The 20,297-nt window shown below is 60.8% G+C and carries 17 protein-coding genes; 5 read left to right on the top strand and 12 right to left on the bottom strand.

Features of this window, described 5'->3' with window-relative positions; all coding sequences use genetic code 11:
• The first annotated feature begins 251 nt into the window (after positions 1–251).
• Entirely contained in the window at positions 252–1,523 is a 1,272-nt protein-coding gene (locus QYQ93_RS02115; RefSeq protein WP_338476207.1) for a hypothetical protein, read from the top strand.
• Positions 1,524–1,922: 399 nt separating this feature from the next.
• Positions 1,923–2,549, top strand: coding sequence for a class I SAM-dependent methyltransferase (locus QYQ93_RS02110; RefSeq protein ID WP_338476205.1), 627 nt, complete (start codon positions 1,923–1,925; stop codon positions 2,547–2,549).
• A 102-nt stretch (positions 2,550–2,651) separates the two neighbouring features.
• On the opposite strand, the gene QYQ93_RS02105 is transcribed toward QYQ93_RS02110, so the two are convergent.
• The 4 genes from QYQ93_RS02105 to QYQ93_RS02090 form a co-directional block, all read right to left on the bottom strand.
• Positions 2,652–4,844 carry a glycoside hydrolase gene (locus tag QYQ93_RS02105; RefSeq protein WP_338476202.1) on the bottom strand — a complete coding sequence of 731 codons (2,193 nt, stop codon included), beginning with the start codon at positions 4,842–4,844 and terminating at the stop codon, positions 2,652–2,654.
• A 211-nt stretch (positions 4,845–5,055) separates the two neighbouring features.
• The gene (locus QYQ93_RS02100; protein ID WP_043050842.1) at positions 5,056–8,112 is read right to left on the bottom strand and encodes an efflux RND transporter permease subunit; all 3,057 of its coding nucleotides are present in this window, start codon (positions 8,110–8,112) and stop codon (positions 5,056–5,058) included.
• Complete coding sequence (locus tag QYQ93_RS02095) at positions 8,109–9,179, bottom strand: efflux RND transporter periplasmic adaptor subunit (RefSeq protein WP_338476199.1); 1,071 nt, start codon at positions 9,177–9,179, stop codon at positions 8,109–8,111. The genes QYQ93_RS02100 and QYQ93_RS02095 overlap by 4 nt, the downstream gene beginning before the upstream one ends.
• Positions 9,176–10,258: an efflux RND transporter periplasmic adaptor subunit gene (locus QYQ93_RS02090; RefSeq protein ID WP_217881127.1), complete on the bottom strand. Its 1,083-nt coding sequence runs from the start codon at positions 10,256–10,258 to the stop codon at positions 9,176–9,178. Before QYQ93_RS02090 ends, QYQ93_RS02095 begins: the two co-directional genes overlap by 4 nt.
• 120 nt (positions 10,259–10,378) lie before the next feature.
• Between QYQ93_RS02090 and QYQ93_RS02085 the strand changes: the two genes are divergently transcribed.
• Complete coding sequence (locus QYQ93_RS02085) at positions 10,379–11,542, top strand: AAA family ATPase (protein WP_043050839.1); 1,164 nt, start codon at positions 10,379–10,381, stop codon at positions 11,540–11,542.
• A gap of 76 nt (positions 11,543–11,618) precedes the next feature.
• Here QYQ93_RS02085 and QYQ93_RS02080 read toward each other — a convergent pair whose 3' ends face one another.
• The 8 genes from QYQ93_RS02080 to QYQ93_RS02045 form a co-directional block, all read right to left on the bottom strand.
• The gene (locus QYQ93_RS02080) at positions 11,619–12,470 is read right to left on the bottom strand and encodes a transporter substrate-binding domain-containing protein (RefSeq protein WP_043050838.1); all 852 of its coding nucleotides are present in this window, start codon (positions 12,468–12,470) and stop codon (positions 11,619–11,621) included.
• Complete coding sequence (locus tag QYQ93_RS02075) at positions 12,467–13,243, bottom strand: amino acid ABC transporter ATP-binding protein (RefSeq protein WP_043050837.1); 777 nt, start codon at positions 13,241–13,243, stop codon at positions 12,467–12,469. Before QYQ93_RS02075 ends, QYQ93_RS02080 begins: the two co-directional genes overlap by 4 nt.
• Positions 13,240–13,899, bottom strand: a complete 660-nt coding sequence (locus tag QYQ93_RS02070; protein WP_043050836.1) for an amino acid ABC transporter permease — start codon at positions 13,897–13,899, stop codon at positions 13,240–13,242. Before QYQ93_RS02070 ends, QYQ93_RS02075 begins: the two co-directional genes overlap by 4 nt.
• A complete protein-coding gene (locus QYQ93_RS02065) occupies positions 13,880–14,545 on the bottom strand; it encodes an amino acid ABC transporter permease (RefSeq protein WP_005783759.1) in 666 nt (221 codons plus the stop codon). Before QYQ93_RS02065 ends, QYQ93_RS02070 begins: the two co-directional genes overlap by 20 nt.
• A gap of 507 nt (positions 14,546–15,052) precedes the next feature.
• The gene (locus tag QYQ93_RS02060) at positions 15,053–15,835 is read right to left on the bottom strand and encodes a MetQ/NlpA family ABC transporter substrate-binding protein (RefSeq protein ID WP_043050835.1); all 783 of its coding nucleotides are present in this window, start codon (positions 15,833–15,835) and stop codon (positions 15,053–15,055) included.
• A 108-nt stretch (positions 15,836–15,943) separates the two neighbouring features.
• Positions 15,944–16,867: a sigma 54-interacting transcriptional regulator gene (locus QYQ93_RS02055; RefSeq protein ID WP_043050834.1), complete on the bottom strand. Its 924-nt coding sequence runs from the start codon at positions 16,865–16,867 to the stop codon at positions 15,944–15,946.
• Between the two features lie 48 nt (positions 16,868–16,915).
• Complete coding sequence (locus tag QYQ93_RS02050) at positions 16,916–17,497, bottom strand: alpha/beta hydrolase (RefSeq protein WP_043050833.1); 582 nt, start codon at positions 17,495–17,497, stop codon at positions 16,916–16,918.
• Between the two features lie 192 nt (positions 17,498–17,689).
• Positions 17,690–18,541 carry a LysR family transcriptional regulator gene (locus QYQ93_RS02045; protein ID WP_043050844.1) on the bottom strand — a complete coding sequence of 284 codons (852 nt, stop codon included), beginning with the start codon at positions 18,539–18,541 and terminating at the stop codon, positions 17,690–17,692.
• A gap of 104 nt (positions 18,542–18,645) precedes the next feature.
• Between QYQ93_RS02045 and QYQ93_RS02040 the strand changes: the two genes are divergently transcribed.
• Together QYQ93_RS02040 and QYQ93_RS02035 are read left to right on the top strand one after the other, a co-directional pair.
• Entirely contained in the window at positions 18,646–19,107 is a 462-nt protein-coding gene (locus QYQ93_RS02040; protein ID WP_043050832.1) for a nucleoside deaminase, read from the top strand.
• A complete protein-coding gene (locus QYQ93_RS02035; protein ID WP_338476190.1) occupies positions 19,094–20,281 on the top strand; it encodes a CynX/NimT family MFS transporter in 1,188 nt (395 codons plus the stop codon). Before QYQ93_RS02040 ends, QYQ93_RS02035 begins: the two co-directional genes overlap by 14 nt.
• The last annotated feature ends 16 nt before the right edge of the window (positions 20,282–20,297 follow it).

Below are 20,297 nucleotides of genomic sequence, written 5' to 3'. Positions count from 1 at the left end.
GCCCCGGCGCCAGCACAGGCCAGCCAGAATTCGCCGGACAGCTCACCCAGGGCAACATGGGCGGGCCGGGCACGAATGATGATGCCGACATAGGCCAGCACTGCCACCATAATCGCCACGATCCAGCTGATGGTCAGCAAAGGCCCGGAGCAAACGCTGAATCCACTCGCCTATACCTGTTAACTCTGACAGTTGTTGGTTGTTTTCTGTGCGTATCTAATCAGACGGAATCTCTCACCAAGGATGGGCTGATGATGAAAATGCACTCTTTAGGGTTTGCGGGTTGTATTTTACTGAGCACGGTCAGTTTGACCGTCAACGCTGCCGCCTACACCAACCTAGGGCATGAAGCGGGAGCCCAATGCAAAACCTCCGGCATCAACGACAATGGTATCGCTGTTGGCAATTGCACGCCGGCCAGTGCCAGCGCCAACAACGTCCCTTGGTTAGCAGATACGAACACAGAGAACTCACAAGTAGCGCTCAAGCCATTGGTTGTTGGACAGCCTTGTCGCGCCCTCAATATCTCGAACGCCGGGTGGATCGGCGGTGCTTGCAAGAATGAAAATAATGTCAACACCGCCGTGATCTGGAACGCCACCACTCCAAACAGTATTCCGACAGCTCTCAAGCCGCTTCCTGGGGTAGTGCTGCCGCTGCGTGCCGCGGACGTAAAGACAATCATCATGGCGTCCAATCAACGCGGGGATATGGTTGGATGGAGTATCAGCAGTAATCAGGAGCTATCTACCGTCATATGGCTCGCAGGGGATGACACGCCTAAGCGGGTATTTTCTTCGCTGCTTGGACTGCTTGGTTACAACGATAAATGCGTTCCAGTGGGGGTCAGTGACAGCCTGTCGAATGGCTACCCCAGCATTGCCATGAACTGTCCCAGCACCAACGGCATCACAATTCCCCAAGTAGCTAAGGCTAACGTCACGACCTATACCATAAGCTCTTTACCCATAGCGACTGGAGCCAATCGTTGCTATGTCAAAGGACTCAATAACGCACTGCAATCGGTGGGTTACTGCGAGTACCCCGATACCGCCACCAACCCGGTCCGAACCGCAGCCTGGATGACGCCGACGACAGCGCCTCTGACCTTGACCCTTTCTATCAAGTCCAAAAATGCCGGACGCGCAATCAACAACGCGGGAATTGTGCTGGCATCACGACAGGACGACACCGGTAGAGTGAGCGACTTAACGTGGATTCCCCCAGCGGGGTTGGCGGGCATTCAGCTGATTCAGCCTCCGACGGGAGCGGTGTCGACCCAAGCGTTCGGTATCGCCGATAACAACACCGTCGCGCTCAACAGCGATGTTGATCAGTACATCACCGGCTGTATCTGGTACCCCGCAACCGGTGGAAACCCTGCGACCACCAACTGTCTCGCTTCGATAGGTGGAGGCAAAAAAAATTGGCTAGACACCTTCTCTCAAAGCGGAGGCTACGCAGGTGGCGTGAACATCAACAACACTCAGGACATGGATGCAGTAGCAGCGGGATTGCCCTGAGTGCATCAACACATAAGGCAGCAAACGCCACTTCATGCCAACGACATCTAACTTCAGGGAAAAACCATGTCAAAACTCATGACGTCGAACAGCCTTGCATCCGTTGCATTGTTATTTATGGTCGCTATAAGCGGTACTGCGGCAGGCACCCCGTCGCTGACAGGGGAGGTAATTTCTAAACTTGTTCTAGACGACGCCACCGCCTTCTCTTTTCAAATTGAACCTTGGCCTTTACCACCACCTGAAACGCGGAAGGTGGTAGGGCAATTTTGCTACCTATTTCCTTGTGATAAGGACGGTCCTAATTGGCACAATATTTACGAAGATTAGTTAAGCCTAGATTGTGGTAGCGGCCCAAGCATCGGATATAGTTGCTGTGTTCTCACTTGAAACAGCCCTATGAAACTCGAACCCGACGACCTCAACCAGATCACCGCCACCACCCTCGGCCATTACAACAAGGTGGCCGAAGACTTCCGCGAAGGCACCCGCGATCACGATGTGAGCCAGAACATCGACGCGCTGCTGCGGCACATCCAGGGCACGCCGCCATTTACCGTGCTGGATTTCGGCTGCGGGCCGGGGCGGGATTTGCAGACTTTTACGCGCATGGGGCATATCGCCGTGGGGCTGGATGGCTCTGAGCGTTTCGCGCAGATGGCGCGGGACGACAGTGGCTGCGAAGTGCTGCAGCAGGACTTTCTCAAGCTGGACCTGCCCGCCCAACGCTTCGATGGCGTGTTTGCCAATGCGGTGTTGTTTCATATCCCCAAGCAGGAACTGCCACGGGTTCTCAAGCAGTTGCATGACACATTGAAGCCCGGCGGCGTGCTGTTCAGCTCCAACCCAAGGGGCGAAAACCAGGAAGGCTGGAATGGGCCGCGATATGGGTCTTATCACGACCTGGAGGCGTGGCGGGCACTGCTGACTGAGGCGGGGTTTGAAGAGCTGGAGCATTACTACCGGCCGGCCGGGTTGCCTCGGGAACAGCAGCCTTGGTTGGCGAGTGTGTGGCGTAAACTTTAATGTTTTGTTGTTCGGTCTGGCGCCTTCGCGAGCAAGCCCGCTCCCACATTTGGAACGCATTCCCCTATGGGAGCGGGCTTGCTCGCGAAGGCCTCACAGACGCTACTGATTCACCTGATACACCACCGGCTCCTGGCCCTCCATCAGCACCGTGACACTGCGCCCGGCATATCCCTCTTTTTCCACCGCCGAGAAATTCGCCACCAGCCGCGTCCGATCTGCGAAGGTGGTTTGCTGCAACTGCTTGTCCACCGTCAGCCAACGGAAGCCAGTCATTTCCTGGGTCGCCAAGCGCTGATGCAGCGGTCGGAAAAACCGGTCCTGGCGTTGAATCACCGGCAAGCGCTCCTTAAGCGTTGCAGCACTCAGGTGATACAACGGCGGCACGTTATAGAGCAGTTGGGTCAACTCGTTCTGAACCCGCACATTGCTCAGCTTGAGGTTATCGAACATCCAGTGATGGGTGGTGATCACCGAACCGTGAAACACTGCCTGGTACAGCGGCAGGCGCATACTCGGCTCGAAATACAGCGTGCGAAACGGCTCTTTCAACGGCACCGGCTTGAAGAACGTTGTCGGTTGTTCCGGCGGGAACCAGTTGCCCAGATAGTGGGGCGACTGCTTGTCCTGGGTCATCTGCCGATCTCCCCAGCCTATGACCGGCGTTTGCATACCGTGAGCAAACAGGATGCCCTGGGCAGTGGTGGCGTTGCCGTCTTCGGAGCCGGCCGGCAACTTGAGCGAGTCGCCGAGCCAGCGGGACGCATCGATATTGCCCGCGGCGTTTTGCGCCTGGGTCATGGACGCGCCGTCCCGGTAGCTGTCGAACAGCATGCCGGTGGCATAGGCGTCGAGGAACCAGGCGTTGAAGCCGGCCTTGGCCTGCACGGCCCGCACCCGCGCCTCCAGTAACGGCCGCACGCAGCGGGGGTCGGTGTAGTGGCCGGACTGCTGGAAGCCGGCTTTCAGCTTGCCGTCCTTGAGCATGATTGCGCAGTTGCGGTAAGCCTGGTCGCCCTGGTGGGCCGTAGTCCAGTCCGGGTTCTCGGTCGCGGACAAAGCGGTTTCGTAGGAATCGTAGGGCGCGATCAGGAAGCCCGCGTCGACACCGGCGCGAATCGCTTCGGGATGCCAGAGGCCGCCTTCCCAGCCTTCGCCCAGAGTCAGCAGCAGGCGAGGCAGGCCGGCATCGCGCAGGCCTTGGATAGTCTTGCTGCCCCAGGTTTCAGGGCTGCCGCTCAAGGCCCCGGTGAATGCTACCGCCAGCTCCTGGCGTAGCTCGCCATAGCGGGCGGCGAGTCGCGTCATGTCTGGTTCCTCGACTTGCCACGCCTGGCGCGCCTGCTTGTTGATCGCGGCGTTAAGGCCACGCAGCAGCACCGTCTGCTCATAACGATTCAACGCCGTGGTCTGCGCCAGCACCTTGGCGGCCTCTTTATCCAACAAAGCGGCGAGTGCATGATCGCGCAGCCGCTTGACCAACTTCGGCCAATCACGCACATCTTCCAGGGCCAGCAGGTCATTGCCCCACAGGTAGGCATGGCTGGCACCCAGCAGTTTTTCGGCCTCGGGGGTCTGGCGCAGCTTGTCCGCCAACGGCTCATATTTGCCCTGCTCTACCAGCCACTGGCGGTAGCGCTTGGCTCCGGCCAACGGGTTGGCGTCGCCCAGGTGCAGGCGTAGCGTCATCGGTGTATTGGGATCCAGCGTGGTGAACTCATGGGCCAGGGACAGCGCCAGGCCATTGCCGTCCGCCTGCCATTCGAGGCGGTTGTTGTAGGGGTTGGTCAACAGCCAGTTAAGCGTAAAGGCGCCATGATCCATGCCCCATAAAGGCAGGCTCAAGTCTTGTGTGGTATTGAGCGCGCCCTGCTCCAGCAGGAAAGCCCGCCATATTGCATTGCCGGCGGGTACATAATGTCCTTCGGCCAAGGGCCAGAGCACGCCTTGGCCTATGGCTTCGGCGGGCTGGCGCAGCAGCGGCAATTCGCCAGGCTGACTGGCGTTGACGGTCAAGGCCAGGTCGCGTTGTTCAAGGCGTACGGTCAGGCGATAGGCGCCGCTGTCCCATTGCCAGCTGGCCTGATCGGGTTCGCTCTGCAATTGGCTGACGACATGGGCCGCAACGCCGCTGGAGACCTGCACCGGGGCCTGGCCCGATGGCGTCACGCGCAGGGCCAGGGTGGACGGGTCAAGCTCGATGCGCCAGAGGGTGTTTTCGAGCACGGTGGCGGCGAAGGTCGGCGGCGACAGCAAAAGCACGCAGAGCAGCAAAGTGGAGCGCAGGCGGGTCATAAGGGTCGACCTCGGTGAAGGGCAAGGTCGAGAGGGTAAGACATACAGCCTTTGAACGGGGCAACAAGTAGATTTTTCGGAAGCATCCCACAGTTTTTCAAGCGCTATGAACATCAAAATGTGGGAGGGGGCTTGCGCCCGATGGCGGTGGGCCAGGCACCGATGCACTGACTGAACCACCGCCATCGGGAGCAAGCCCCCTCCCACATTTTTAGCTGCGTTGTTCCTGTTTCGGTTCGCGGATTTTGTACCAAGCCACATACAGCGCCGGCAAAAACAGCAGCGTCAGCAAGGTAGCAATGATAATCCCGCCAATCATCGCGTAGGCCATCGGCCCCCAGAACACTTCGCGGGCGATAGGAATCATGCCCAGGCTTGCCGCAGCGGCCGTGAGCAGGATCGGCCGGCGCCTGTGTTCAGTGGCTTCCACCACGGCATCCCACGGCGTGTAGCCGGCCTCTTCATATTCGTGGATCTGCGTCACCAGGATCACCGAGTTGCGGATGATGATGCCGATCAGCGCCAGAATGCCCAGGATCGCCACGAAGCCCATGGGCGTGCCCGTGGGGATCAACGCCAGCACCACGCCGATCAGCCCCAGCGGTGCAACGCTGGCCACCAGGAACATCTTCTGCACGCTGTGCAATTGGATCATCAAGAACGTGGCCATCAGGAACAGCATCAACGGCACCACCTTGGCGATAGGCCCCTGGGCCTTGCCGCTTTCTTCCACGGTGCCGCCGGTGGCGACTTTGTAGCCTACCGGCAGATCAGCGCCGAATTTCTCGATGGTCGGCGCCAGTTGCTTGACCAAGTCGGTAGGCTGCATCTCATCGCGCACCGCAGCCTTGATGGTAATGGTCGGCTTGCGGTCGCGGCGCCATACCAGCGGTTGCTCCAGCTCGTAACGTACGGTGGCGAACGCCAGCAGTGGAATCGAAGTGCCGTTGGGCGTGACGATCTGCAGGTTCTGCAAGGTTTCCGGCGTGCCACGCTCGGCGTCTTCGGCGCGGCCGACCACGTTGATCAGGTAGATATCGTCGTGCACCTGGGTCACCGACGCACCGCTGACCACACTGTTCATCAACTGCGCAACGTCTTCCGACGACAGCCCCAATTGCCGCGCCTTGTCCTGGGCGATATCCACCCGCAGGACTTTGCCCGGCTCGTTCCAGTCGTAGATGATCTCGCCCAGGTGGGTGTTCTGGTCGAGCAAGGTCGCCAGTTCGATGGCGTGCTTGCGCACCTGGTCGATGTCTTTGCCAGACACGCGGTACTGGATCGGCCGCCCCACCGGCGGACCCATTTCCAGCGGCTGCACATAGCTGCCGATGCCGACAAAGTCATCGCGCAGGCGCTGTTGCAAACGGGCGATCAACGCACCACGCTCTTCCAGGCCCTTGCTGACGATCACCAACTGCGCGTAGTAGGGGTTTTCCAATTGCTGGTCCAGCGGCAGGTAGAAACGGATCGCGCCCTGGCCGATATAGGTGCTCCAGCGGGCAATGTCCGGGTCGTTCTTGATGATCGCTTCGAGACGGTCGACGGCCTTGCGCGTCTCGTTGATCGAGGCGTTTTGCGGCAGGTTCAGGTCGACGAGGATTTCCGGGCGATCCGATGATGGGAAGAACTGGTTTTGCACAAACTGCATGGAAAACACCGAGGCCACGAACAGCGCCACGGTGATGCCAATGGCCCACCAACGGTTGCGCATCGCCCACAGCATGCCGCCATTGAAGGCGCGGCCGATGCGGCCCGGCTCGGCATTGTGTGGTTTCACATTGGCGCTGAGGATGTGCACGCCGATCACCGGCGCAAACAGCACTGCCACCACCCACGACACCAGCATTGCCACGGCAATCACCGCGAACAACGTGAAGGTGTACTCACCCGCCGAGCTGGCATTGAGGCCAATCGGCACAAAACCGGCCACGGTCACCAGGGTACCGGTGAGCATCGGGAACGCGGTGGAGGTGTAGGCGTAGGTCGCCGCCTGCTCCTTGGTTTCGCCTTTTTCCAGGCGCGTGATCATCATCTCCACGGTGATCATCGCGTCGTCCACCAACAGGCCGAGGGCGATGATCAACGCACCGAGCGACACACGCTGCATGGTGATGCCGCTGTATTCCATGAACACGAATACCAGTGCCAGCACCAGCGGAATCGAGCACGCCACCACCAGCCCGGCGCGCATGCCCAGGCTGATAAAGCTAACCACCAGCACGATGATCACCGCCTCGAACAATGCGCTGGTGAAGCCGCCGACGGCCTCTTCCACCACCTCGGCCTGATCAGAAACCTTGTGCACACCAACGCCCACCGGCAGGTCGGCGGTCAGCTCGTCCATGCGCCCGTGCAGGGCCTTGCCGAACGACTGGATATTGCCGCCCTTCTGCATGGCGATGGCCAAGCCAATCGCCGGCTTGCCATTGAAGCGGAACATTGGCCGTGCCGGGTCGACGTAGCCACGGCTGATGTCGGCGATATCCGCCAGCCGATAGAAACGGTCATTGAGGCGCAGGTTGACGTTGGCCAGGTCCTTCTCCGAGGCGAACTGCCCGGAGGTGCGCACGGATATGCGCTCCGGCCCGGCCTCGATCACTCCGGCGGGGGTCACGGCGTTTTGCGACTGCAGGCTTTGCACGACCTGGCGCTGATCAATCCCCAGGGCCGCGAGTTTGCGCGTGGAGAAATTCAGGTAGATCACTTCGTCTTGCTGGCCGATCATCTCGACCTTGCCCAGCCCCGGTACCGAACGGATTTCGGCGCGCACCTGCTCCACGTAGTCACGCAGCTGGCGCATCGACAGACCATCGCCGGTAAAGGCGTACACCGAGCCGAACACGTCACCGAACTCATCGTTGAACGATGGCCCCTGCAAGCCCTGGGGGAAGGTCCCGCGAATGTCATCGATCTTCTTGCGAACCTGGTACCAGATTTCCGGAATGGCCTTGGCACTGGTGGTGTCCTTGAGGAACACGAACACCGTGGACTCGCCCGGTCGGGTGTAGCTTTTCACGTAGTCGAGGGAGTCCAGTTCTTCGAGTTTTTTCTCGATGCGGTCAGTGACTTGCTTGAGAGTTTCTTCCTGGGTCGCACCCGGCCAGCGGGTCTGGATGACCATGGTCTTGATGGTGAACGAGGGGTCTTCCTCACGGCCCAGGTTCATGTAAGAGAACACGCCCATCAGTAGCGCGACGAACATCAGGTACCAGACGAAGGACTGATGCTTGAGGGCCCAGTCGGATAAGTTGAAGCTCCCTTTCATCGCGGGCTGTCCTCGTCGATTTTGACTTTTTGCCCGGGTTTCAGGCTGTTCACACCGGCAGTGACAATGCGCTCGCCGGGTTTGACGCTGCCATTGAGCAAGACACTGTTGGCGCTGCGGCTAAGGACGCTGACCTCGCGGGGCTGCACAGTCTGGCTCTGGGTATCGAGCAGCCAGATGCGGGTCTTGCCGTCGCCTTCCTGCAGGGCGCTCAGGGGCAGTTCGATACGCGGGGCAATGGCGGTGCTCAAGGTCACGCTGATCGCGGTGCCGAGGCGGAACGCGGGCGGTGTTTCGGCCAGGCTCAGGCGTGCGCGGCGAGTGCGCGTGGCGCTCTGGGCCTGGGGTTCGATCTCGCGCACGACGGCGGTGGTATGCACGCTGGGGTCCAGTTGCCCGGCGACCAGAAACACCACATCTGCCGGCAGGCGCTCGGCCAGGCCGGCGGGAAGGTCGATCACCGCTTCCTTGATGTCCGGGCGCGCCAGGGTCACCACTTGCTGGCCGGCACTGACCACCTGGCCGGCCTCGGCATTCCAGGCGGTGACGATGCCGGCGTGGTCGGTACGCAGCTCGGCGTAGTTGAGTTGATCCTTGGCCTGGTTGACCGAGGCGCGGGCCTGGTCAAGCGTCGCCTGGGTGGTTTTCAGGTCGGTCTGGGCCACGTCCAGTTGGGCCTGGGCCCCCACGCCGCGATTGAACAGCTCTTGTTGGCGGCGCGCATTGGCCTGGGCGTTGATGAACTGTGCCTGCACGCGTGCCAGGTCGCCCTGGGCCGCGCGCAGTTGGTTTTGCTGGTCGGTGGGGTCGAGGACGGCGAGCAAGGCGCCCTTCTCCACTTCGGCGCCCACATCCACAGCGCGGCGCGCGATGCGGCCCGACACACGGAACCCCAGGTTGCTTTCGTAGCGGGCCTGGATGGTACCGGCGAAGCGGCCGAGGTGTTCCTGGTCTTCGGCCTTCACTTCCATGGACAGCACCGGGCGCACTGGTTCGGGTGGGGCTTCTTCCTTGGAGCAGGCGATCAGCACCAGGCTGGCGGTGAGTACAAGCGTCAGGCGCTTCATGGCTGGGCTCCCGGTTGGGCGATCTCGACCTGCATGCCGGGGTGCAGCAATTGACCACCGGCCACCACGACTTTTTCCCCGCCCTTGAGGCCGTCGCCAATGATCACTTTGCCGGTGAGGTAACGCGCCACCGTGACCTTGTGCAGTTGCGCCTTGCCGTCGCCGTCGATCAGCCACACGGCGGGTTCGCTGAGGTCTTTGGTCAGCGCGGCCCAAGGCAACTCGATGCTGGCCTTGGCCGGGCCATTGGCCGTGGCACTCACCACCGACCCCAGCTCCATACCCTTGGGCAAGCTTTGCAGGGCAATCTTCACTTGCAGGGTGCCTGTATTGGCGGCCACGGCAGGGGTCACTTCACGCACCTTGCCTACAGCCTTGATGCTTGGATTATCCAGCAGGCTGACGGTGATCGGCGCATCCGACGGCGGCTCCACCAGCAGCGACTCATAGACGTTGAACACCGCATCGCGCTCACCATCCCGGGCCAGGCTGAAGATCGGCACGGTGGCTTGTACTACCTGGCCGACTTCGGCCTGGCGCGCGGTGATAATTCCCGGCGCGTCGGCGACCAACGCGGTGTAGCCCAACTGTTCGCGGGCATTGGCCAATTGCGCCTGGGCAGCGGCCAGGGCGCTTTGGCTGCTGCGCAACGCAGCCTGGGCGGCGTCGTATTCACTGCGACTGGTGTAGCCCTTGGGCAAGAGTTTTTCCTGGCGCACAAAAGCGGCGGCGGTCTGCTTGACCCGCGCCTGTTCGGCCACGACCTGGGCCTGGGCGGAGTCGACGTTGGTCTGCAGGTCCTTGGGGTCGAGCTTGGCCAGCACTTGCTTGGCGCTCACCCGGTCGCCCACATCCACCATGCGCTGGATGATTTTGCCGCCCACCCGAAAGGACAGGTCGGTCTGTACCCGCGCCTGGATATCCCCAGTGAGTGTCACCGCTGCGGCGAAATCCGCCGACTGTACGGTTTGCACAAACACCCGGGAATGCTGCTTGGGCTCGGCTTTGTCTTGGCCACAGCCACTCAGCAGCGCCAGGAGGCCAAGGCTGAAAATAAATGTCGAAGTACGACCGCCCATGCAGGCTCCTTTTGCGCGACGCAAGGTACAAGTGTGTATGCGACTGTGAGCTTAGATCAGGGTTCCTTATCTGCATGGAGGATCCCATACTCCAATGGTTCCCATGCCGGCTAAATACACATGCTGAAAACCCTCGCGGTGGCCAATTACCGCTCGATCAACAAATTGGTAGTGCCGCTGGACCGGCTGAACTTGGTGACCGGGCCCAATGGCAGCGGCAAGTCCAACCTGTATCGGGCCCTGCGCCTGCTGGCCGAAACCGCCCAAGGCGGGGTCATCAACGCTCTGGCCCGTGAGGGTGGACTGGACTCGACCTTCTGGGCCGGGCCGGAAACCATCACTCGGCGTATGCACAGCGGCGAAGTGCCGGTGGAGGCCACCGCAGCCCAAGGGGCCAAACGCCTGCGCCTGGGGTTTGCCGGGGAGGATTTCAGCTACGCCATCTCCCTTGGCCTGCCCATCCCGGTTCCCGGCAGCGAATTCAAACTGGACCCGGAAATCAAAAAGGAATGCATCTGGGCCGGCCCCCTCTACCGCCCGGCCAGCCTGCTGGTCCAGCGTTCCGGGCCAATGGTGCGGGCGCGTGACGGCCGCGCCTGGGATGTACTGGCCCAGCACACACCCAACTATCACAGCCTGTTCGATCAGGTAGGCAACCTGCGTGGCTCGCCGGAAGTGTTGCTGCTACGCGAGAGTATCCGTGGCTGGCGTTTTTATGATCACTTTCGCAGTGATATGGATGCGCCGGTGCGCCAACCGCAATTGGGCACCCGCACGCCGGTGTTGCATCACGACGGTCGGGATCTGGCAGCGGCGTTGCAGACCATTCGCGAGGTGGGCGACGCCGAGGCATTGCAGCACGCCGTCGGCGATGCCTTCCCGGGCGCACGCCTGAATATCCAACCCTTGCAGGGCGGGCGGTTTGCAATCGAGTTTTACCAGGAGGGCCTGCTGCGTCCCTTGTCGGCGGCGGAGCTGTCGGACGGCACCTTGCGCTATCTGCTGTTGATCGCCGCGCTGCTGACGCCACGCCCGCCGACCATGATGGTGCTGAACGAACCCGAGACCAGCCTGCATCCGGATTTGCTGCCGGCGTTGGCACGCTTGATTGTCCAGGCGTCGGCTCATTGCCAGGTGTGGGTGGTGTCCCATGCCAGCCGCTTGATTGCGGCGTTGCAGCAGGATGAGGGGTGTAATTCGATTGTGCTGGAGAAAGTGATGGGGGAGACGCGGATTGTTGGGCAGGGGATTCTGGATGGGCCGGCTTGGCATTGGCCGCAGTAAACGGGGTTGAAGAGCAGACGCTGAGCGTCTTAGGCTGCATTCCCACGCGGAGCGTGGGAACGATCAAGGATGAGAGTCAGCCCTGCCACTTACCGCCTTCCACAATCACGCTTTCAGGCTTGGTGTCATCGCTCAGCTCTTTACGTACATATTGGTCATACAGCTTGAGCAGGAACTTCTCCTCCCCCAACTTCGCCAGCTCGGCATTCACCCAGTCGCGCAGTTCGGTATTGCCTTTCTTCACCGCCGGGGCAATCGGCGCTTCATCACCGAGTTTTTCTTCCAGCACACGGTAGCCCGGGTTCTGCTTGGCCCAGCTGAACAGCACCAGGTTATCTTGCGCATAGGCGTCACCACGCCCCGCCGACAGCGCCTGCAACGACTCGGAATTTTTCTCGAACTTGAGCAGTTTCCAGTCCGGGTGGTTCTTGGTCAGCCAGATATCAGCCGTGGTGCCGGTGGTGACGATGGTAGTACGGGTTGCCAGGTCCGCCAGGTTTTTGACTGCGCTGTCGTTGGGCACCAGGGCCTGGACGGCGACTTTCAGGTTGGGGTTGGTGAAGTCCACCGCTTCCTTGCGTTCAGGCGTCACGGTCATGTTGGCGAGGATCAAGTCGACCTTGTCGCTTTGCAGGAACGGAATGCGGCTGGCCGGTTCCACGGCCACGAACTCAACCTTGTTTTCGTCGCCCAGCAGGTCCTTGGCGAATTGGCGGCCGATGTCGGTATCGAAGCCGACATAGCGCCCGGCTTCATCGACAAAACCGAACGGTGGCTTGTCGGTAAACACGCCGACGATCAGCTTGTCCCGTGCCTTGATCTTGTCGATATAGCTCGCAGCAGCAACAGGTTTGGCAGGCTCTTCGGCCTTTTTATCGCAGCCGGCCAGTAAGGCGACGGCAAACAGCGGCAGCAGTAACTTTTTCATATCAGCTCCAGTTCCTTGATCTTCTTGGGCAGTGTTGAAACAAAGGAGAACTTCTCCAGGAACTGCTGCGCGCGTGCGGTCTGCGGGTTCGTAAAGAATGCCTCGGGGGTGTTGTGTTCGAGGATACGACCGGCCTCCATGAACACCACGCGGTCGGCGACAGCGCGGGCGAAGGCCATTTCATGGGTGACGATCAGCAGGGTCATGCCATCGCGGGCCAGGCCCTGGATCACCTCCAGCACTTCCTTGACCATCTCCGGGTCGAGGGCGGCGGTGACTTCGTCAAACAGCATGACCTTAGGGTTCATGCATAACGAGCGGACGATGGCAATGCGCTGCTGCTGGCCGCCGGAGAGCTGGCGCGGGAAGGCGTCGCGCTTGTCGGCCAGGCCTACGCGCTCGAGGAGTTTTTCAGCCTGCGCACGGGCCTCGCGGGGGTCGCGCTTTTGCACCTTCAGCGGGCCGAGCAGGATGTTGTCGAGCACGCTCATGTGCGGGAACAGGTGGTAGCTCTGGAACACCATGCCGATGTCCTGGCGGACCTGGCGCCAGTCGGTGCTTTTGCGCAAAAGCTCGTCGCCGGCGAAACGCAGGCTGCCGCTGTGTGCGACTTCCAGCCCGTTGAGGCAACGCAGCAAGGTGCTTTTGCCACAGCCGCTGGGGCCGAGGATCACCACCACTTCGCCGCTTTGTACACTCAGGTCGATGCCCTTGAGCACCTGCTGTTCGCCGAAGAATTTGTTGAAACCCTGGAACTCGATCAATGCGCTCATGCTTGGGCCCAGCGCCGTTCCAGCACCTTGGAGGCGGCCGACAACGGGTAGCAGATAAAGAAGAAAAACAGGAACAGCGCGCCGTAGATCAATATCGACTCGTAAGTGCGCTCGATGATTTGCTGGCCGACCTTGATCACATCCACCACGCCGATCAGCACCGCCAGGGAGCTGGTCTTGATGATGCGTGTGTAAACGTTGATGGTCGGCGGGGTCATGCGCTTGAGGGCCTGGGGCAGCAGCACATAGCCATACAACTGCGGGTCGGACAGGCCAATCGACAAGCCCGCCTCGCGCTGGCCACGGGGCAGCGAATGCAACGCGCCACGTACCACCTCGCCCACCTCGCTGGCACCCCACAACGACAGCACCAGCACCGCACACCAGAAGCTCGGGATGCTCAGGCCAAAGAAGATCGGCAGGCCAAAAAACATCAGGTACAACCACACCAACACCGGAATCGCGCGGAACAGCTCCAGGTAAACCCGCAGCACCAGGTTGATCAAGCGGTTACCCAAGGTGCGCAGCACGCCGTACAACACGCCGCCCAGCGTACTGAACGCGATGCTCAGCAACGAAATCGACAGGGTTTGCGCGGCGCCCTTGCCCAGTTGCGGCAACGACACCCACAACAACTCAAGACCCGAACTGGCCATGCTGGAGCCTCCTTTCCAGGCGGCTGAGCAGCAGCGACAGCGGCAAAAACAGCAGCACGCAGATCAACGTCAACACGGCGAGCATTTCGTAGGTCTTGTAGTAAAGGGCTATATAGCTCTTGGTGGTGTAGAGAATCTCCGGCACCGCCACGGCGGAAACTACAGTGGTCTCCTTGAGCAGGAAGATGAAGTTGGCGAACAACGCCGGCAGGCTGAGAATGCCGGCCTGGGGCAGGATCACATGGCGCAGCAGCTGCCAATCGGACAGGCCAATGGACTTGCCCGACTCGATCTGCGCCAGCGGCACCGCTTCCACCCCGGCGCGCAGCACTTCGGTGAGGTAGGCGCCGCCGAGAAAGGTCATGGTGATGATCGCCGCCCAGAACCCGGAGATATTCAAGCCCAGGGCCGGCAGCGCGAAGTACACGAAGAACAGCTGGATCAGCAGCGGCGTATTACGCGCCAGCTCCACATACAGCGCCACCAGGCGCGACAGGTACGGCGTGCGAAACACCAGCAGCGCCGCGTTGATCAGCGCTACCAGCAACGAGGTTCCAATGGCGATCAGGCCCACTTGCAGCGTCACGCCCACGGCCTGCAGGAAGGCAGGCAGGGTGCTGAGGATAAAAGCGAAATCGAAAGTCATCGTGAGTCCATGACGCCGCAGGGGTAATGCAGCGAACGCAGTCCGTTCCGACAGGGGTAACGTCGGGTAATGAGAACTTTAAAGGTATAAAAATCAAAATTTAAATACCTAAATAGCATATTGATATCTCCCAAAAAGATAATCCCCTGGGTTCGCGGGTTGAGCAGGTGCGGGCTATGGTTGGAGACGTCTGTGTTTCGAGGGAATGAACGATGAACGCAACAAAACCGATTGATCCGCAGGAGCTGGTGAAGTGGTTGGTGGCGTTGCGCCGGGCGATTGAGAGCCGCACGCTCTGACACACTGAAGATCAAATATGAGATGGAGATCAAATGTGGGAGGGGGCTTGCTCCCGATAGCGGTATGTCAGTCACAAATGCACTGACCGAACCACTGCTATCGGGAGCAAGCCCCACCTTTAAACGCATTCCAAGGTTCAGACATAAAAAACGCCGACGCTGTAGTAGCCGTCGGCGTTCAAACCTTGAAGGGTTTTTTTGAGTTACATCAGAACGCCGGCACTACCGCGCCGTTGTACTTCTTCTCGATGAAGGCTTTGACTTCCGGGCTGGTCAAGGCCTTGGACAGTTTCTGGATCGCATCGCTGTCCTTGTTGTCCGGGCGCGCCACCAGGAAGTTCACGTACGGTGACTTGGCGTCTTCGATGATCAACGCATCCTTGGCCGGGTTCAGACCCGCTTCCAGGGCGTAGTTGGTGTTGATCACATCCAGGTCAACCTGGTCGAGCACCCGTGGCAGCAAGGCCGATTCCAGCTCCTTGAACTTCAGGTGCTTGGGGTTTTCCTTGATGTCTTTTGGTGTGGACAAGGCGTTGGTCGGGTCTTTGAGCGTAATCAGACCGTTCTTTTGCAGCAGCAGCAGGGCACGGCCACTGTTGGAGCCTTCGTTCGGGATGGCAACGGTGGCGCCGTCTTTCAGATCTTCAATTTTCTTGATCTTTTTCGAGTAACCACCGATGGGTTCAACGTGCACACCGACTACGGTGACCAGGTTTGTGCCTTTGCCCTTGTTGAAGTTTTCCAGGTACGGCAGGGTCTGGAAGTAGTTGGCATCCAGGCGCTTTTCGGCTACCTGCGTATTGGGTTGTACGTAGTCGGTAAAGACTTTGATTTCCAGGTCCACGCCTTCTTTGGCCAGGGTCGGCTTGATCAGCTCGAGGATCTCCGCATGGGGGATCGGCGTGGCGGCCACCACCAGTTTCTCGTTGGCCTGGGCGAAGCCGGCAGTCAGGGCAGCCGCCAGTGCAGTAAACAACAGAACCTTTTTCATGCAGTGTCCTTTTATAACGACCGTTTTTATGTGAGGTGCCAGCGAAGTGCTATCGCGGCGTGGGAGGGACAATACCTAGATTTTTTATTCCCGAACAATATCTTTTATTCACGTTGATATTCCATTTTGTTCATGTAGGAATTTACGCAGTAATGCTTGCTCGGCCGGGCTGGCACTGGCATAGATCCGCCGCACCTGCTCCAGCGGTGAACCCGTCACCGGCAAGTTCAAATGCTCGGGCAGGATTTCATCACCGCTGCTCACCAGCAAGGCAAAATGAATGACGTTTTCCAGCTCACGGGTGTTGCCCGGCCACGCGTGGTGTTCCAGCACACGTTGGGCAGCGTCGCTGATCAGCGGCACCGGCAGGTCCAGGCGCTGGCTATAGATACCGAGGAAATACTCGGCGAGGGACAAGATATCGCCCACCCGGTCACGCAGCGCCGGCAGCTCCAGCTGGCCTTCGCTCAAGTAATGAAACAGGCGCTCATGAAATTTACCCACCGCCACCGCCTGGGCCAGGTCGATGCTGGTGGCGGCCACCAGACGCACATCCACAGGGCTTGGCTGATGGGCGCCGACGCGGGTGACTTCGTGGTTTTCCAGGGCCGAGAGCAATTTCACCTGGATCGGCAGCGGCAAGTCGCCAATCTCATCCAGATACAAGGTGCCGCCATTGGCCGAGCCGAACCAGCCAGCGCGGCTGCTGGCGGCGCCACTGTAGCTACCGGCGGTGTAGCCGAACAATTCGGCGTCGGCGTAAGTCGGGCTGATCGCGCCGCAATTGACCGAGACAAACAAGCCGGTGCGATCACTGCCACGGTGGATGTGTCGCGCCAGCAGCTCCTTACCGCTACCGGTTTCACCGCGAATCAACACGGGCAAAGCACTCGGAGCGAGGCTTTCCAACTCTTCACGCAGTTGGCGTGAGCGTGGGTCGACAAACACCAGCGCCTTGGCGCGGATGCTCAGCGGGCTTTTTTCGGCGTCGGGAAAGGTCAGCAGCGGCTGGCCGAAGGCTTCTTGACTCATGGCAGGCTCCCGCCCCCAATCCACTCAGGGACGGGGCGTTGAAAAATGTCAGGCACTGCGCCGAGCATGATGCTCGAGGCGGTTTTGCAGGCGATAGAGATAAGCGAAACCCTGCTCCCAACGACGGTGGCCGGACTTCACATTGATATGCCCGGCGCCGGACAAAATGCCGGCCTCGGCGCCCCACTGACGCGCCAGCTCCAAGGCCCGGGGGGCGCTGACAGCACTGTCATTGTCGGAGCTGACCACTTGGCTGGGGAACGGCAGCAGGTTGTTGGGGATCGGCGCAAAGTTACGCAGGGCGGGCGCACACGCAGGGCGCTCGACATCCGCCGGGGCCACCAGCAACGCGCCGCGTACCTGACGCAAGCAATGTACCGGTGCAGTAGCGGCCCAGTGAGCCACGGTGATGCAACCCAGGCTGTGGGCGATCAGGATCACCGGTGTGCTGTCGGCGGCAATCGCCTCGGCGAGCGCAGCCACCCAGTCCTCGCGCCGCGGTGTCAGCCAATCGGCCTGTTCCACACGGGCGCTGTTGGGCAGGCTGTGCTGCCAATGGGTTTGCCAATGATCTTCTGGCGATCCTTGCCAGCCCGGCACGATCAGGTAACGAATCGACTCGCTGTGCATGGTGTGCCCTCCTGCAGCGTTTAACGTTGCTGGTCAGTATAGGGACGGGGCATATATTCGTTAAGGAATAAGAAGCTATTTATTAATAACCAAAAACTCAACCCTGTAATTCAGTCGTCATCGGTGCCTGGCGCCAAGCCGTTGTGTTCCAGTGCTTTCAAGGCATGCAAAAATATTCAGCAAAGGTATGGCTCAGTGCGGGTTTCCAGCACATAAAGCCAGCAATTCAGCCAACAACGTTTGCCCCGCTGCACCCAGGCCACTGCGGCCGTACAGCGCCAACCGCACACCGTGAACGGCGGGCAAGCCACTCTCGGCGCCGAGTATGCGATGGCCGGGTTGCAGCACCCGCTCCGGCAACAGGCTGATGCCCAGGCCTGCTGCCACCGCCGAACACACGCTGGCCAGACTGGCGCTGGAGTAGCCGATACGCCAGCGCCAACCGCAGCGCTCGAGATGGTGGAGCATGTCATTGCGGTACAGGCCGCCCACGGGAAAGGCCACCAACGGCAATGGATCGCGACCCAGCGCAGGGGTGTTCAGGCTGTCGACCCAATAAAGGGGTTCCGGCCACGACGCCACACAGTCGTCGCTGTCGCCCATCTGCTTGACCAACAACACATCGAACTCCCCACCCCGGTATTGGCGCTGCAATTCCGGGCCGAGGCCACTGGTGACCTCCAATCGCACCCGTGGATAGGCCACGACAAACGCCGAGAGCAGCGGCATCAGGCGCTCGGCGGCGAAATCCTCCGGCACACCCAGGCGCAGCACACCGTCGCTCTGCTGGTTGATCAACACGTCAGCAGCTTCTTCGTGCAGTGCCAGGATACGGCGCGCATACGCGAGCAGGCGCTCGCCCTCGGCGGTGGCCACCACATGGCGCTGGTCGCGGTCCAGCAACTGGCACGCCACCGCGTCTTCGAGGCGGCGGATCTGCTGGCTGACGGTGGACTGGGTCAAATGCAGGCGCTCGGCGGCGCGGGTGAAATTGCCGCAGTCCACCACGGCAACAAAGCTGCGCAACAACACGGGATCGAACAAGGGCGTCACCATTACGTTTGCCACTGATTGGCATATTTATATTTAATTTCAGCATACCCCTTCGGCTGACCATACTTCACTTTTCATCAAATTCGGGGGCTTGCATGACCAACGATCAATCACACCTGCAACGCGCCATTGCCCTGGCCCGCGCCAACGTTGCCCAAGGCGGCCGGCCCTTCGGCGCGGTGCTCACGCGCCACGGTAAGGTGCTGGTAGAAGCCGTGAATGAGATCCACCTGACCCAAGACCCCACCGCCCACGCCGAACTGCTGGCGATCCGCACCGCCAGCCGGCAACTCGGCGCACGCCTGGACGGCTGCGTGATCTACGCCAGCGGTCAGCCTTGCCCGATGTGCCTGAGCGCCATGTACCTGTGCGGCGTGGAGCGCGTGGTGTTTGCCGCCAGCAACGCCATGGCCGAACCGTTCGGCCTGTCCACTGCGGCCATCAGCCAACAGGTCGGCCTGCCCATAGAGGCGCAGCACCTGCCCATTCAGCACCTGCCCGACGCCAGCATGAGCGCGCTGTATCACCAGTGGAAAACCCTGCATGACCCTGAATAAATCCCTCGCCGGCTGGGGCCTGCTGGTGGTACTCGGCTTGAACCTGCGCCCCATCCTCAGTTCCATCAGCCCCTTGCTCGGCGAGATTCGCCAGGCCACCGGCTTGAGCTTCCAGAGCAGCGCCTTGCTCACCAGCCTGCCGGTGATATGCATGGGCCTGGTGGCATTGGTGGGCGTGCGCGTGGAAGCCCGCTTAGGCGAACGTCGCGGCATCGCCCTGGGCTTGATGATGATTCTGCTGGCGTGCCTGGCGCGCTGGCTGATGGGCCAGGCGTCGGCGCTGCTGGTCACCGCCTTGCTCGGCGGCGCGGGGGTGGCACTGATCCAGGCGTTGGTGCCGGCCATGATCAAGCGCGAATTCCATCACCGCGTGCCGGTGGCGATGGGCGTGTATTCGGCCTCGCTGATGGCCGGCGGTGGGCTGGCGGCGCTGCTCAGCCCGGTGGTGGCCACGCATTTCCAGCAATGGCAGGCAGGCCTTGGCGTGTGGCTCCTACCGGCGCTGGGGGCGTTGCTGTTGTGGGCCTGGCTGCCGCTGGGCGCCGCCAGAAATCTGCAGCAGGCTCCCGCGTTCGAGAGCTTGCGCAACCGTCGCGCCTGGCTGCTGGCGTTGTATTTCGGCCTGGTGAACTGCGGCTACATGAGCATGGTTGCGTGGCTGCCCGCCTACTATCAGCAACTGGGCTGGGGTGTGCTGCCAAGCGGTTCGTTGCTGGCCTTCATGACCATCTTCCAAGTGATTGCCGCACTGCTGATGCCGGTGCTGGCGCAACGCGGCATCGACCGGCGCCCACTGCTGAGCATCAGCCTGCTGGCGCAAACTGTCGGCTACCTCGGCCTGCTGATGGCGCCGCAGCAATTCCCGCATTTGTGGGTGGCGCTGATCGGCTTTGGCCTGGGTGCGTGTTTCGCCCTGAGCCTGCTGCTGACCCTCGACCACCATCGCGACCCTCGCCAAGCCGGACAACTGGCGGCGTTCGTGCAGGGCGTGGGCTTTTTGATCAATGCGATTTCGCCGTGGCTGACCGGTTGGCTGCGCGAACTCACCGGAACGTTTATCAGCGCCTGGGTGGTGTTGACCGTGACGGTGCTGGCGATGCTGCTGGTGACACGGGTGTTCAGCCCGGCCACCTATCGCACCGACCTAGAAGTCGTAACGCCCAGTCACGCCTAAGGTGCGCACGACCTGC

The organism is Pseudomonas khavaziana (assembly GCF_036704165.1).
GTDB lineage: Bacteria > Pseudomonadota > Gammaproteobacteria > Pseudomonadales > Pseudomonadaceae > Aquipseudomonas > Aquipseudomonas khavaziana.
This window is presented reverse-complemented; position numbering and strand designations above follow the sequence as displayed.